This window comes from Arthrobacter sp. 01T425, assembly GCF_056398725.1.
Genome location: NZ_JBFTPY010000038.1, coordinates 1 through 1348, shown reverse-complemented (window position 1 = coordinate 1348; position 1348 = coordinate 1). Strand labels below are relative to the sequence as shown.

The 1348-nt window shown below is 64.5% G+C and carries 1 pseudogene; it reads right to left on the bottom strand.

From position 1 onward, the window contains the following. A pseudogene (locus AC1DNG_RS21725) lies at positions 1–1343 on the bottom strand (pyruvate dehydrogenase (acetyl-transferring), homodimeric type); the annotation flags it as partial. Positions 1344–1348 lie beyond the last annotated feature (5 nt).

Here is a 1348-nt window from a genome sequence, read left to right as displayed (position 1 = left end):
TCGAGCTGGTCGTCCGTGATCGGGATGCGCAGGTGGTCGCGGAAGGCCTTGAGGTCCGCGAGGGTGAGCTTCTTCATCTGGTGGGTCGCGTTGCGGCCCTCGAAGTGGGTGCCCAGGCCGTAGCCCTTGACCGTGTGCGCCAGGATGACCGTGGGCTTGCCCTTGAACTCGGTGGCGGCCTTGTAGGCGGCGTAGACCTTGTTGTAGTCGTGCCCGCCGCGCTTGAGGTTCCAGATCTGGTCGTCGGTCAGGTCCTGGACCATTTCCTTGGTCTGCGGGGTCTTGCCGAAGAAGTGCTCGCGGACGAACGCGCCGGATTCGGCCTTGTACGTCTGGTAGTCGCCGTCGACGGTCTCGTTCATGATCTTCACGAGCGAGCCGTCCTCGTCCTTGGCCAGCAGGTCATCCCACTCCCGGCCCCAGACGACCTTGATGACGTTCCAGCCGGCACCGCGGAAGAACGCTTCGAGTTCCTGCATGATCTTGCCGTTGCCGCGGACGGGACCGTCGAGGCGCTGGAGGTTGCAGTTGATCACGAAGTTGAGGTTGTCGAGCTTGTCGTTGGCCGCCAGCTGCAGCAGGCCGCGGGACTCGGGCTCGTCCATTTCGCCGTCGCCCAGGAACGCCCAGACCTGCTGGTCCGAGGTGTCCTTGATGCCGCGGTTGTGCAGGTACCGGTTGGACTGGGCCTGGTAGATGGCGTTCATCGGGCCGATGCCCATCGAGACGGTGGGGAATTCCCAGAACTCCGGCATCAGGCGCGGGTGCGGATAGGAGGACAGGGCGTGCCCTTCCTTGGACTTCTCCTGGCGGAACCCGTCCAGGTCCTCCTCGGAGAGCCGGCCTTCCATGAAGGCGCGGGCGTACATGCCGGGGGAGGCGTGGCCCTGGAAGAAGACCTGGTCGCCGCCGCCGGGGTGGTCCTTGCCGCGGAAGAAGTGGTTGAAGSCGACCTCGTACAGGGTCGCGGCGCCGGCGTARGTGGAGATGTGGCCTCCGACGCCGATGTCCGCCCGCTGYGCCCGGTGCACCATCACGGCGGCATTCCAGCGCAGCCAGGCRCGGTATTTGCGTTCGATCTCTTCATCGCCAGGGAATGCCGCTTCCTGGTCGACCGGGATGGTGTTGACGTAGTCCGTGGTGGTGACCATCGGAACACCCACGCTCTGCGCGCCGGCCCGCTGGAGCAGGCTTCGCATAATGTACTGGGCACGTTCGGTGCCTTGTTCCTGAATCAGGGTATCCAGGGACTCCAGCCATTCGGCGGTCTCTTCCGGATCACGATCAGGCAGCTGGTTTGTCAACCCGCTGAGGATATGGGAGGTATCTTCTCCTGCAGCCACGTCCA